This window comes from Tahibacter soli (assembly GCF_025717065.2).
Classification (GTDB): Bacteria; Pseudomonadota; Gammaproteobacteria; order Xanthomonadales; family Rhodanobacteraceae; genus Tahibacter; species Tahibacter soli.
Map to the genome: position 1 here is coordinate 187,852 of NZ_JAOVZO020000018.1, position 14,473 is coordinate 202,324.

The 14,473-nt window shown below is 66.7% G+C and carries 3 protein-coding genes; all 3 read right to left on the minus strand.

Annotated features, from left to right (window positions below; translation table 11 throughout):
* Position 1: 1 nt before the first annotated feature.
* Positions 2-3,043 carry an RHS repeat-associated core domain-containing protein gene (locus OD750_RS14475; RefSeq protein WP_272841987.1) on the minus strand — a complete coding sequence of 1,014 codons (3,042 nt, stop codon included), beginning with the start codon at positions 3,041-3,043 and terminating at the stop codon, positions 2-4.
* Between the two features lie 452 nt (positions 3,044-3,495).
* The gene (locus OD750_RS14480) at positions 3,496-3,855 is read right to left on the minus strand and encodes a hypothetical protein (protein ID WP_263544601.1); all 360 of its coding nucleotides are present in this window, start codon (positions 3,853-3,855) and stop codon (positions 3,496-3,498) included.
* Positions 3,852-14,471 carry an RHS repeat-associated core domain-containing protein gene (locus OD750_RS14485; RefSeq protein WP_263544602.1) on the minus strand — a complete coding sequence of 3,540 codons (10,620 nt, stop codon included), beginning with the start codon at positions 14,469-14,471 and terminating at the stop codon, positions 3,852-3,854. The genes OD750_RS14480 and OD750_RS14485 overlap by 4 nt, the downstream gene beginning before the upstream one ends.
* Between the last annotated feature and the right edge of the window lie 2 nt (positions 14,472-14,473).

Below are 14,473 nucleotides of genomic sequence, written 5' to 3' on the forward strand. Positions count from 1 at the left end.
ATTACTCCGAAGTGTGGATTTCGAAACGGACGCCAACTCGTTCGCCGTTCCGCCGAATGAAATCCTTCACTTCACTCGCAGGCGCACCGCCGCGGAATTCGAACAATGCCTTTCGCTGCGTTATATGGGCCGCTTCGAGGGTCGCTCGAATTTGTAGACGTCGCTTCTGGCTCATAAAATTCTTCCCACTAAGTTCAAACGCTGGCTTTTCCCCAACGACCTTAGGTCCAAAGGTCTGGCCAACGTATGTATCGCTCACCATATCAAATTCACGATCCCCAAAACCTTCTATTTTTACACTCGACTGCCCGTTGAAACGCCTGGCAAAATCTTCGGCGGCGGGATCAATGTCGTTGGTCAACGTCAGTCGCCTGAAGGGGGAGTGAAAGCCCGCAGCCTCGCTGTCGGCAAAGCCCGCAAAATCATTCGAACTTCTCGGGTTACCGGAGGAACTCTTGACCTGCCGTGTTGGCGCTGAAACTCGCAACGCCGATCGACCCGCAGCACCCTCGATGACGGTTCCCGATCGAAGGAGCGCCGACCCCGCAACGACACTTGATGAAGCTTCGAGGTAGTAAATTGGGTCGGTTGCAGCAGATCTCCAGCTTTCTCCAAAGTTGGTAGCCACGCCAGCAAGATCTTTCCTTATCAAGTCGCGCTGCATGCGCTGAATGTATATGTTGCGGCCGCTGGCTCCGCCGAACGCACGACTATACGCTGCCACGTTCATCATTTTTGACTCGTTCGCGATAAATGAGTCGATCTGCTCCGGCGGCACTACCCAGTCGAACTCACCGTTGGTTTGGTTTTGCGCAGTGTAATAACGAACCGCCTCACCATCGCCACTTGAATCGACATAGGGAACAAAGCGGTAGTTCTCGGTATTCAAATGCTGCTGTTGACCCAGCGCAGAGCTGGGCAGAGCAAGCACGCGATCGGCATCGACTTCGACGAGTTGCGACGGCCCCGACAACGCATCAGGTGCTACTCGCTGCTGAACTGGCCTGTTCGGGGGGGTCCATTGGGAAAGCGGACAATCGTCGACCTCGTGCCCGCGACACGCCTGTCTCCCCAGCGGATCGAAATACACCGTCGGATTCGCATACGCATACAAATACCGATGCAACGACGGCGGTTCCATATCCTTGCCCGCTTCGGGATCCTCCGTCGTAAACCGCGCCACCGCCGGGTCGTAGTACCGCGCCTTCGCGTAGTACAGCCCGCTTTCCGAGTCTTTGATGTACCCGGTGAACCCCACCGGCTGCTCATCCATCGCCACCAGATTCGCATTCGCCTGATCCCGCAGCGGCGTCACGATCACGCCGCTCGTCCCCTGCTGCGCAATCACCTCGCCCCACGCGTCGTATCGCGTTCTGGCGCTCACCGTCCCCTGCTGCGTCAGCAACGCAATCGGGCTGCGCAGCGCATCGAGCAGATAGTGCCGCTGCTGCGGCGTCGTGCCCGCCTTCGTTTCGCCGATCAGCTGCGTCGCGCTGTAGTGATATCGGCTCAACGTGTTGCCGATCGCGTTCGTCTCCGCCAGCAGGCTCGTCTGGTCGTACTGGTACTTCGTCGTCTGCGTGCCCTGCGATTTCGCCAGCCGCATCCCCTGCGCGTCGTAGTCGAACGTCAGCGGTGCGTTCGCGCCTTCCTGCATCTGCGTCATGCGGTCGCGCGCGTCGTAGTCGTACGTGCGCAGAACTCCATTGCCCGTCTGCGTCTTGAGATTGCCGCTGTCGTCGTACGTCTGCACGACGTTGACGTTCGCCACCGCGTCCGCGCGGCTCGTCAGCTGGTCTCGCGCGTTGTAGCCGAGGATCGAGTCGCTGACCGGCTGCCCGTTCGCCGTCGCCGTTTCGCGCGTGCGATTGCCGACTGCGTCGAGCACGTAGTTCGTCACGCGTTCCGGTTCGGTCACGCGGTCCAGGCGATCGGCATCGTCGTAGCGATACGCCGTGATAGCCTCGCCGTTTGTCGTGCCGCCGTTCGTTTCCTTCTGCTCGATCCGGTTGCCGTTCAAGTCGTAGCGATACGCGTAGCTCGCGATCGTCTCGCCCGCCTTCGTATGCGCGATCGATTCGATGCGCCCCGCGTCGTCGTACGCGTATTCGCTCTTGCTGCCATCCGGCCGCGTTATCGATGCGAGCTTGCCGGCCTTCGTCTGCGTCTGTGCCGTCGTGCCCTGCCCCGGCACCGTGATCGCCGTGTTGCGGTTCAGATCGTCATAGCCCCACACCGTTTCCGCGCCGTCGTGGTCGACGAGGTGCGTGCGGTTGCCGACCGCGTCGTAGCGGTAGTCCACGCTGCGGCCGTAGGCATCGACTACGCGCTCGACCCGGTCGAACGCGTCGTAACGCCGCGTTTCCGTTCGCGTGTCGCCGCCGATCGTCTCGGCCACGCTCGTCACGTTCGCATTGCCGTCGTAGTGCCGCACCGTCTGCGACGCTTCGTTCGGGCCGGCACCGCTGTACGTCGTCGTCAGCGCGCGGTTGAGCGCGTCGTACGTCGTCGCAATCGTGCGACCGTTCGGCGTGTCGATCGACATCTGGTTTCCGTCGGCATCGTACTTCCACACATATGCCGCGCCGCCCGGATACGTCTTGCCCGCGAGCCGGTTGCGCGCGTCGTACGCGAACGTCGTGATTCGGTGGTTCGCGTCCTCGATCGACGTGCGGTTGTTCGCCGCGTCGTAGCCGTACGTCGTGACGTGATCGAGTGGATCTTCGACCGTCTTCAACCTTCCCGCATCGTCGTAGCCGAACAACCACGTCTTGCCGTTCGGCCGCTGCCGCTGCGTCGGCTGGCCGCTGCCGTTGTACGCGTGCGTCGTCGTCTCGCCGGCCAACGTCTGCGTTTCGAGATACCGCCGCTTCGTATACGTGTAGCTCGTCGTGCGCGCGTCGGCGTCGGTCGCCGTTTCGATATCGCCTTCGGGCGTGTACGTCCACGACGATTGCGCCTCAAGCGGCCGCGTCTCGCGCGTCTTGCGGTTCGCTCTGTCGTAGACCGTGCGCGTTTCGCGGCCGAGCGCGTCGCGCAGCATCGTCACGCTGCCTTCCGCATCGCGCGTCAGCGTGTCGAGGATACGGCCGTCGCGTGCATGGCCGATCGCGCGGTTTTCCTTGTCGTACGCGGTGACGCTGAGCACACCGCGGCGGTCGACGTGCGTGAGCACGTTGCCGAGCGCGTCGTACGTCCAGCGCTGCTCGAAGTCGCCGTCCGGCGTCGTCGAATCGACCTGCGTCTCGCGCTGGTTCAGCGCGTTGACCGTGTAGGTCGTCGTCTGACCGCGGCCGTTGGTTTCGGCGACGACGTTGCCGGCCTTGTCGTACGTCGACCGCGTGGTCGCGGCCGTGCCGTCGACCGGCGGATACGTCGTGACCACGCGCGACGAACGCAGCGCGAAACGACGTGGTAGGTGCCGGCGACGTGGGCGTCAACGATGTGCATGCGGGCGATCGTCATGCAGCGTGCCGTCACTCTGGCGGCGGCGCATCAGGTGATTGCCGTCGAGTTACGCAGGAATTTTCCGAACCTTGAGTGTCCAGAGCTGCCATTCACCGATGGCTGACACCCGCTAAGCCCCCCATCTTGTAGAAGGTGCGAAAGAAGCACGTCTATTTCCTCATCGCTGAACCCGCTATCTCGACCACCAATCTTCCACTTCCATATTTGCTGTATATCATCGAGTGTAATTTTTTCTGCATATATATCTGCCGCGACCCACCCGGCCCTGTGCGCTTCTATCCCATGCACTTCCATTGCTTGACGGAGCATTGCTGCGATCGACTGTTTTTCCTGCGCAAAGGTCCGCCACTTTGCGAACTCTTCCGATGGCACTTCTGGCTCCGTCATTGGCTTGGATCCTTAGGTGGTTTTCTAAATTTCGCCCGCACACCTTTGTATATTTCTTCCACGCTCTCAACATGCGTAAATCCAAATTCTTCGGCTCGTTGACCTGTCCAAGTAGTCGCCGCGGCTTCCTCTGCAGACGCGCCCGTCAAACGAGCAGCATGATATCCATCGTAGTTAGTGCTTCGCCCGCCGGCCTGCCATTGTCCGTTGATACCATTGACTTCGACCCCCTCGGACTGCAAACGCCTCATCATGCTGTAGAACATATCTTTTCCACTTCCGAGTCGTGTTGCATCGCCACCGGCCTTAATTTCAAATCCAAGTATTCCATTCTTGTCAACGTAGGCATCTAGTCCATGCGTATCAGACCGCCCATACGAGAGACTATATGCACCGTTGTCACGACTCTTGAATTTGAATTTGCTAGCCACATCAACTCGTGGCTCAAGCCGAGAAACGACCTTAACCGGATGGACAATTTGATCCCCTACAAAATCATTCTCCGCATTCATCGCCAACCGCTGCTCCCAAGTCGGAGCGACCTTTGACGAAGCCTTCAGCACCGTCTTGCCGGATGCGCCTTCAAAGGCGATGTACGTGGTGCGGCCGGCCACGCCAGCCGCGCTAGCCAAGCCTGCTACTTCCGTCGCGTTGCCGGCAAGTCGAGCGCCCGATGCGCCCATGCCGACGTAGTCGTTGCTGGAGCTCGCATCCCTGAAGTCGCGTACGTTCGTACCGATACTCTGACCCAGACTCTTCAGGTAGTACCCCGCGGCACCATAGAGCGCTATCTCTTGCGCAGCGCTCATTTCGGCATGCGCCTGAGCAAGCGCAACCTCGGGAGTGACGGGTGGCGGCTCCCAGCCTTCGATTCCCAGAGCACGGCCCAATTCCAAAGACGTTTGCACGAACGGGACTGCCGCTCCGACAGTTAGGCCCAGCGCGGGATTCGAGTTCGCCATCGCACGAGCCGCGACGAGACGTTCTTCGTCGGTCTCCGCGTACGCATAGGCCATACCGGCCGCGCACCAGTTGTTCGCACAACGCCCCGTCGGATCGACGTACACCGTCGGATTTGCATACGCATACAAATACCGATGCAACGACGGCGGCTCCATATCCTTGCCAGCTTCGGGATCTTCGGTCGTAAACCGCGCCACCGCCGAGTCGTAATACCGCGCCTTCGCGTAGTACAGCCCGCTCTCGCCGTCCTTGATGTACCCGGTGAACCCCACCGGCTGCTCATCCGTCGCCACCAGATTCGCATTCGCCTGATCCCGCAGCGGCGTCACGATCACGCCGCTCGTCCCTTGCTGCGCGATCACCTCACCCCACGCGTCATACCGCGTTCTGGCGCTTACCGCCCCTTGCTGCGTCAACAACGCAATCGGACTGCGCAGCGCATCGAGCAGATAGTGCCGCTGCTGCGGTGTCGTGCCCGCCTTCGTTTCGCCGATCAGCTGCGTCGCGCTGTAGTGATATCGGGCGAGCGTATTGCCGATCGCGTTCGTCTCCGCCAGCAGGCTCGTCTGGTCGTACTGGTACTTCGTCGTCTGCGTGCCTTGCGACTTCTTCAGCCGCATCCCCTGCGCGTCGTAGTCGAACGTCAGCGGCGCGTTCGCGCCTTCCTGCATCTGCGTCATGCGGTCGCGCGCGTCGTAGTCGTACGTGCGCAGAACTCCATTGCTCGTCTGCGTCTTGAGATTGCCGCTGTCGTCGTACGTCTGCACGACGTTGACGTTCGCCACCGCGTCCGCGCGGCTCGTCAGCTGGTCTCGCGCGTTGTAGCCGAGGATCGAGTCGCTGACCGGCTGCCCGTTCGCCGTCGCCGTTTCGCGCGTGCGATTGCCGACTGCGTCGAGCACGTAGTTCGTCACGCGTTCCGGTTCGGTCACGCGGTCCAGGCGATCGGCATCGTCGTAGCGATACGCCGTGATCGCTTCGCCGTTCGTCGTGCCGCCGTTCGTTTCCTTCTGCTCGATCCGGTTGCCGTTCAAGTCGTAGCGATACGCGTAGCTCGCGATCGTCTCGCCCGCTTTCGTGTGCACGATCGAGTCGATGCGACCCGCATCGTCATAGTTGTATGCGCTCTCGCTGCCATCCGGTCGAACGATCGACGCCAGCTTGCCGGTCTTCGTCTGCGTCTGCGTCGTCGTGCCCTGCCCCGGCACCGTGATCGCCGTGTTGCGGTTCAGATCGTCATAGCCCCACACCGTTTCCGCGCCGTCGTGGTCGACGAGGTGCGTGCGGTTGCCGACCGCGTCGTAGCGGTAGTCCACGGTGCGGCCGTAGGCATCGGTCACGTGTTCGACGCGGTCGAACGCGTCGTAGCGGCGCGTTTCCGTTCGCGTGTCGCCGCCGATCGTTTCGTCGACGCTCACGACGTTCGCATTGCCGTCGTAGTGCCGCGTCGTCTGCGACGCTTCGCTCGGTGTCGCGCCGCTGTACGTCGTCGTCAGCGCGCGGTTGAGCGCGTCGTACGTCGTCGCAATCGTGCGACCGTTCGGCGTGTCGATCGACGTCTGGTTGCCATCGGCATCGTACTTCCACACATATGCCGCGCCGCCCGGATACGTCTTGCCCGCGAGCCGGTTGCGCGCGTCGTACGCGAACGTCGTGATTCGGTGGTTCGCGTCCTCGATCGACGTGCGGTTGTTCGCCGCGTCGTAGCCGTACGTCGTGACGTGACTCAGCGGATCTTCGACGGACTCGAGCCTTCCCGCCTCGTCGTACGCGAACGTCCACGTCTTGCCGTTCGGCCGCTGCCGCTGCGTCGGCTGGCCGCTGCCGTTGTACGCGTGCGTCGTCGTTTCGCCGGCCAGCGTCTGCGTTTCGAGATACCGCCGCTTCGTGTACGTGTAGCTCGTCGTGCGCGCGTCGGCGTCGGTCGCCGTTTCGATATCGCCTTCGGGCGTATACGTCCACGACGATTGCGCCTCAAGCGGCCGCGTCTCGCGCGTCTTGCGGTTCGCCTTGTCGTACACCGTGCGCGTTTCGCGGCCCAGCGCGTCGCGCAGCATCGTCACGTTGCCTTCCGCATCGCGCGTCAGCGTGTCGAGGATGCGCCCGTCGCGCGCGTGGCCGATCGCGCGGTTTTCCTTGTCGTACGCGGTGACGCTGAGCACACCGCGGCGGTCGACGTGCGTGAGCACGTTGCCGAGCGCGTCGTACGTCCAGCGCTGCTCGAAGTCGCCGTCCGGCGTCGTCGGATCGGTCTGCCGCTCGCGCTGGTTCAGCGCGTTGACCGTGTAGGTCGTCGTCTGACCGCGGCCGTTGGTTTCGGCGATCACGTTGCCGGCCTTGTCGTACGTCGTACGCGTAGTCGCGGCCGTGCCGTCGACCGGCGGATACGTCGTGCTCGTGCGCCGGCCGAGCGTGTCGTACGTGTGCAACGTGGCGAAGCTGCGCGGATCGGTCTGCGATTCGAGATCGCCGTGAATGTTGTGCACCGTCACGATCGTGCGCGAGTCGGCGCCCGGCAGCGTCTGCGTGTGGGGACGATGCAGCGCGTCGTACGTCTGCGTCGTGCGACGGCCGTCGGCGTCGCGCTGCTGCGTGACGAGGCCGTCGCCGTCGAGCACGCGTTCTTCGACCAGGCCGTCGTCGTCTTCGGTGCGCGTCAGGCGATCGGCGCTGTCGTACGTGTACGCCAGCACGCGGCCGTTCGACCGCCGTTCGCTCGTCTTGTTGTTGCGCCGGTCGTAGCCGAACACCACGCGCTGACCCGCTTCCGGGCCGATCTGCTCGACGAGGTTGTTGCGCGCGTCGTAGCGCAGCGTCGTGACGCTCGAACGCGCGTCGGTGCGCGTGATCACGTTGCCGGCCGGGTCGTAGGTCTGGCGCCGCGTGCCGTCCTGCGCATCGGTCGTCGCGGTCGGACGGCCCGCGTCGTCGTACGCGATGCGACGCACCTGCGTGCCCGAACCGCGCGGGTTCTCGCGCGTCTCCACGGTCTTCGCGTCGTTGCCGTCGTACTCGTGGTGTACGACGCGACCCAGCGGCGCGGTCTCGACCATCAGGCGGTCGCGATCATCGAACGTGCGCGTCGTCGAACGGCCTTCGCCGTCGATGCTTTCGATCGCGTTGCCGTTGCCGTCGTAGCGCGTGGTTTCTTCGACCCACGTCGTGCCGCTTTCGCTGTCGAGCTTGCGGCGCAACTGCGTGCGGCGGTACTCCGGATCGTCGTAGACGTATTCGGTGACGCGGTCGCCGACGGTTTCGCGCGTGACGTGGCCCAGCGCGTCGACCGCGTAGAGCGTCGTGCGGTTTTCCGGCTCGTGCTTTTCGACCAGGCGGTTCGCGTCGTCGTACACGAACGTCGTCGTGTGGTTTTCACGGTCGGTCGTCGTCAGCACGTTGCCGTTCTTGTCGTACGTGTTGACGATCGCGCCGATCGGGCTGCGCTCGTCGAGCACGCGGCCCATCTCGTCGAACGTGGTGACGGTGGCGACGTTGCGCGCGTTGACGACGCGGCGCGAGCGCTGCGTGTCGTTCCACGTCGTCGTCTCGACGGCGGCGCCGGCGTCGGTCGCGGGATACTGCACGCGCACGACGCGGTCTCGCGCGTCGTAGGCCCAGGTCGTGGTGTTGCGGTTCGCGTCGGTCTGCGCGAGCTTGCGGCCGCGCGCGTCGTGCCGCGTCGCGGTGACGTTGGCCAGCGGGTCTTCGGTTTCGCTCGGGTTGCCGTTCGCGTCGTAGCGGAACTTCCACACCTTGCCGCGGCCATCGGTGCGCGTCGCGCGGTCGCCGTTCGCGGCGTAGCCGAACGTTTCCTCGACGCCGCCGCGCGCGACGCGCGTGGCGTTGCCGCGCGCGTCGTAGCCGTAACCGGCGACGATGCTGCGCGCGTCGGTTGCCGTGTTCACGCGATTGTTGATGTAAGGCGCCGCGAACTGCGCCGGCGGCACGTAGGTCCACGTGCGCGCAAGCACCTGCGCGTTGCGCGTGATCGTCTCGCGCGTCTTGTTGCCGAACGTGTCGTATTCGTACGCGCTGACGGTGCCGAGCGCATCGGTCACGCGCGCCGGCTGCATCGCGGCGAGATTCCATTCGGTCTGCGTGACGCCGGCGGGATCGGCCGCGCGCTCGGTCGCGCCGTAGCGGTTCATCTCGTAGCGCGTGCGCTTCGCGCGCGCGTCGAGCACCTCGGTGTTCACCGGTCCGCTGCCGCGAATGCCGTCGTACGCGAACTGCGTGACGCCGAGATCGGGTTCGGTCAACGTCTTCGCGCGCTGCTCGGGTTCGAGCCAGTCTTCGCCGCCGCTGCGCGCGACCGACCAGCCGAGTTCGTACTCGTACGTGCGCGCAAGCTGCGTCATGCCGTCGCGCGCGGCCGTCAGCCGATAGCCGAAGCGCTTGACCGTCAGGCGGTCGCCCATGCCGACGGCCTGCCAGCCGTAGTCGCGGTATTCGTACAGGCTCACGCGCGTGCCGAGGCCGCTGCCGTCCTTGCGAGTCACTTTCGACAGATTGCCGTTCGCGTCGTAGTCGTACGCGATCTCGATGCCGTCGGGGCCGCGCGCGCTCGCGAGCATCGTGTAGTGCTGCTCGACGGGCACGCCGTTGATCGGCGCCGTCACGACGCGCCGCGTGTAGCCGAGGTCGATCTGCCGGCCCGCGCTGTCGCTCATGCGCACGACGCGCGGTTCGCCGTCGTTGCGCTCCCAGGTGTAGACGACGCGGTTGCCGTTCGTGTCTTCGGCGTACGACAGCCGCGGGCCGGCGACGTCGGCCTCGGCGAAGTGATGCCGCGTGCCGTCCTTGGCGTAGTAGTCGTACGCGCCGGCGCGCTGGATCAGCACGCCGTGATAGCCGTTCAGCGCCTCGAAGCGTCGCGCGCCGTCGGGTTCGATCCCGACCGGCCGGAAGCGCTGCCCCTGGCCCGTGCCGCCAGTCATGATGCGTTCGTCGCAGCCGGTCGTGCGCACCTGGTTGTCGAGATCGACCGACCAGCCGCTGCCGAAGAAGCCCGGATCGGCGCCGCCCTGATGGCTCGCGTACGTGCGCACGAGGCGCAGGCCCGGGCCGCGGCCGGCGAGCGCGATGTCTTCCTCCGTGAGCGTCGCGTTGCCGCTGAACACGTCGACGCCCTTGACGATGCTGTGCGCGAGCGGCAGCGCGTCGTGGCGTTCGATGTTGTTCGAGATGCGGCCGGTATACTTTTCGTATTTGCCGTCGGCAGCGGTCGCCTCGAGCGTGTACGCGTAGTCGCCGGGACCGAGACGGTTCGGTTCGATCGTCGTGTCGTGCAGGCCTTCGTCGCGCTGTTCGTTCGCGATCTGCACGTATTCGGCGATCGTCGACGGGTTGCCTTGCGCGTCGAGCGGGTTGAACTTCAGCGTCACGCGCGCCGGCTGCGCCAGCACGTAGCCGAAGCGCGCGCCGGTCGAGCAGACGTAGCCCGACGGAATATCGATGTCCTGATTGAGAGAAATCGATTTCGGGAAATTGCCGCTGAGGAACCCGGAGATATCGGCCGGCACGCCGCCGCCCGTGCCGCCGCCGCTGCCCGGCAGCGTATCGCTCGCGCCGGCCGCGATGACGCCGTAGCCGGCCACGACGCCCTGTCCGAACGCGAGCGTCGTCGACGCCGACACCATGCGGAACGGCGTGTCGTCGTTGAGCACCGTGCGCACTTTGTACGTCGCGTCGCGCTCGACGACGAAGCCGCGCGAGATCGTGCAGCCGACGTCGCTGTTGTCGCGCGGGTTGCCGCACTCGGTGACGACTTCGTCGTTCTTCAACAGTTCGATGCGCACCGGCGAGGCGTAGTAGTCGTCCGGCTTGAACGCGCCGGTCAGTGTGACGTCGTGCTCGGTCGCCGAGAACGCGTTCAGCCCGATGAAGTCGGGCGACACGGCCGGCTGGCGCGGATCGACGGTCCAGCCTTGCAGGCTGTCGGCGCGCGCCGCCTTCTTCGCGGCGATCGTGCGGCCGCCGGCCTCGACGATGCGGTAGGTGCCGGTGATGCGTCCGGGTTCGGGGCCGCCGCGCAGGTCGTACAGATACGTGCCCGGCGCCGTCATGCGCACGTTCTCGCCGCCGCCGTTGGCGAAATCGAAGTCGAGCGTGGCGCCGACGACGGGCTGCCACTCGACGACGTTCACGCGGCCGTTGCGATACGTCGCGTCGTAGAGGTCGACGCGCAGCGGATACGGCGCGAGCTCGCCGGGCCGCGCCGCTTCCATCAGGTCGGCGACGTTGCGGTCGGACGGAACGAGGCCGTGCGTGCGCGTGTACAGCCACGGCTGGATCAGGTAGTCGTGGCTGTCGCAGCTCTCGTACGCCTCGCCGGTGCGCAGCGTCAGCGATTGCGTCGCGCTGCCGGCGGTCGCGACGAGCGTCACCGTCGCCGGCGCCGCGTTCGGCGGCACGAGCAGGAACGGGGCGCCGAACGAGCGCGACGCGAGCGTCACGCTCGGCGTCGCGCAGCCGTTGCCGGTCAGGATCGGCGCGTCGACGGGACACTGGCCGATCGTCGCCAGCGCCGCGTCGATCGTGTCCGGAATCTGGATACCCGGATCGCCGCACGCGAGATCGCGGAACGCCGTCGACGCGTCGATGGTGATCGGTGCGTTCGCGATGTCGTTGTCGTACTGGTCCGCGACCGCGACCGTCAGCGGCCGCGAGGCGATGCCGACCGACAGCGTCGGCGGCTCGGTGTTGCCGAACACGAGTTTCGCCGGCGCGTCCGGCTTGATCCACGCGCGGATCGGCTCGCCGACGCCGATGCGTCCGGCGCGTGTCGGCGCGCTGACGTCGACGACTGCCGCGCCGAAGAACTGCGGATACTCCCAGTCGGGTTCGAGGCGATAGCGGCCGACCTCGCCGAGCGTCGTGTCGAGCCGCAGCCGCGCCTCTGCGATGCCGCGCGCGTCGGTCGCGACGGTGATCGTCGCGCCTTCGCCTTCCGGACCGACGAGCCGCGACGCGCCCACTTGCATCGCGAACGTCACCGACGCGCCGCGCACCGGCCGTCCGCGCGCATCGGCGACGACCACGCGCAGCGGTCGCGCCAGCAGCGTTCCGGCGACGCCGTCCTGGTCCTGGCTCGCGGCGTCGACCGACATCAGCGCGGCGGCGAGCGGATCGTCGTTCGGCGGTTCGCCGTACGCGTTGCCGAGCAGTTCGACGAGATTCTGGAAGTACCACATCGCCGGTGGCAGCGTCGTCGCGCCGCCGGCAAGATCGCCCGCGATGAACCAGCCCGACTCGCCGGTCGCGAGCGCGCGTACGCGCCACGCCGCGCCGGTCCACGCGTTGACCGTCAGCGGATCGCGCGGCACGTCGACAACGTAGCCGCGTGCGAGCCACGCCGCGATCGCGTCCTTGACAGTCTGCGGCTGGTTCAGGCCGGCAACGCCGGTCGAATTGGACAGTTGCACAACGGGAATATTCTGCGCCGTCGCGAGCGCAAGCGCCCTGTCGGCGGATATGCTGTCGACGGCCCACTGCTGTTCGAACACGCGATGTTCGAGCGCCGAGCCCTGCAGCGCGGAGAGTTCGGTGAAGTCGACTTCGGCGCGGTTGTCGGCGACGCCGGCGAACGCTTCGGCCGGGCGCATCGCGGCGTCGAGCGCGACGCCCTGCCACGCCATGCCGTCGACCACGCCGCCGACGCGCGCGACCGCATAGCGATTGATGACGAACGCGAGCGCCGGAAACGGCCGCACCACGCCGACACCGGCGAGCCGCGCGAGCTCGTCGTCGGCGTCGTCCCACGAGGCGAGATAGCGCGCGCCGAGATTGCCGAGCACGCGCGCCGCGGCGGTTTCGCTCTCGCCGGGCAGCACGACGTCGTCGGATTGCTGCGCGGGACGATCGGCCTGCGCGTCGACGACGAGCGACGCCATGCCGCCGGCCACGACGTCCTGCGCTATCGGCGCGGCGCTGCCGGCCGGGCCGTCGAACGTCACCTCGACGCGATGGGTCGCGCCGTTCTCGAGCGCGCCCGTGCCGTGCCGCGCGGGCATGCCCGCGACATTCAGCACCGGACGCACCTCGATCAGCGACGGCGGCACCGCACCCAAGCCGCCGGCGCGATCGGCGATATTGCCGTCCTCGATCGACGCCGGCTCGTACGCGAGCGTGACGCGTCGGTCGGCGACATCGGCGAGCGGCAGCGTCGCGTCGACGAGCGCGGCATCGGCCGCGCCGCGCACGACGATGCGCACGTGCTGGCGCAGGCGTTCGGGCAGCCGCGCGAATTCGCCGGTCACCGCGAGGCTCGCCGCCGGCAGGCTCGCCGGCAGCACTTCGAGCGGCGGCGCGTCGACGCCGTGCCGCGCGAGCTGGTCGTCGTACGCGAGCGGCGGCGAAGCCTGCGCGAGCGTCTGCGTCACGGTGTCGCGCAGGCGATCGAGCGGCGCCTGCGTCTGCACCGAGGCGATCGTCGCGTCGGCGAACGCGCGCGCCGGGACGTTCGCCGCGGCGAGCGCGCCGCGCGCGGGCACGAACCGGTGCGGCTTGAGCGCCGGTGCGAGCGGCAGCCAGGTCCTGCCGTCGAGATCGGCGCTCGTGCCGCGATAGTTCGTCAGCGGCAGGTACGCGTCGACCCACACGTGCGCGATCGCGTACGCGGCGATCCGGCCACCGCGCACGACGGGCTTGTGCGCGACGCCGGCCGCGGCGAGCGCCTGGCCGATCTTGTCGGCGCGAACGGCGAGCGACGCCGCGAGGTCGGCGACCGGCACCTCGACGACGCCCTCGACGTAGCGCGCGGGTGCGAGCGACGCGCGCAGCAGCGCGATCAGCAGGCTCGCCTGGTCGACGTCGTTGCCGGACAGCGTGCGCAAAGTACCTTTTGCGCCTTTCTGCGCGCCGGCGTACCACTGCGTGCGCACTTCGCTGCGCACGAAGTCGGCGATGCGCGCATAGTCGTGGCCGAGGCTCGCGGCTTTCGAGCGGATATCGGCCGACAGCGGCGCGTCGTCGGCTTCCATCACGTCGTCGGCGGTCGGCGCGACGTCTTCCGCCGCGTTCGCGTACGCCGGCACGACCGCCGGCAGCAGCACCGGTTCGCGTGCCGGCAGGCGCGGACGATGCACCGGCAGGTTCGCGCCGTAGATCGACGGGGCGTTCTGCGCGGCGCTCGCGGACGCCGCATCGACGAGATCGGCCAGCTGTGCGGTTTGCCCCGCGCGCTTGACCGACGTGAGCGCCTGACGCGCCCGCGCGAGCGCCGCGTCGTCGCGCGCGAGCGCCGCGGCGAGCGCGGCCTTCTTCGCGGTCCAGCGCGTCGCGGCGGGCGGCGGCAGCGTCGCGACGCGCGCGTCGATCGCGGCGATGCGCGCGTCGACGAGCAGGCGCTGCGCGGCGAGGTCGTCGAGTGCGCCGCGCAACGCGTCGGGCGCGGCGCCGTCCCGCACGGCGCCGGCGAGCGCACCGGCGCGCGCGAGACGTCGCGCGTAGCCGGCGAACGCGCCGTCGTCCGCGACGATCTTCGCGGCGGGGGGCGGCGCGCCGTCACGCTGCGCCTGCGCGATCGCGGCGCGCGCGTCGGTGCCGGCGACGAGCGCCTCGATCACGCGCGCCGACGGCGGCACGGGTTCGGCGGCATGGGCGCCGCAGGCGACGGCGCAGATCAGACCGAACGCGAAGTGACTGAGTTTCTGCATGG